The organism is Hoskinsella mucinilytica (genome assembly GCF_045223415.1).
Classification (GTDB): domain Bacteria; phylum Bacillota_I; class Bacilli_A; order Erysipelotrichales; family Erysipelotrichaceae; genus Hoskinsella; species Hoskinsella mucinilytica.
Window position 1 is genome coordinate 1 of sequence record NZ_JBEQZJ010000151.1, and the last position, 215, is coordinate 215.

Below are 215 nucleotides of genomic sequence, written 5' to 3' on the forward strand. Positions count from 1 at the left end.
CCCATTCATATCCATCATTCATGTACTCCAATGCTCTTGTGACTGCCTGTTCGGCTTTTCTTCCTGGTCGAAATCCGTAACTAAAGTTTGAGAACTCTTTTTCAAAGATTGGCATTAGTTGCTGGCATACCGCCTGTTCTATCCACCTGTCCCTTACTGCTGGAATTCCCAAATTTCTCTTACTTCCGGCGTCCTTTGGTATTTGCACTCGTTTT

The 215-nt window shown here is 43.7% G+C and carries 1 protein-coding gene; it reads right to left on the reverse strand.

Translation table 11 applies throughout. From position 1 onward, the window contains the following. The coding region (locus UGRO018_RS17925; RefSeq protein ID WP_416327871.1) for a reverse transcriptase domain-containing protein at nucleotides 1–215 on the reverse strand (215 nt) is incomplete at both ends.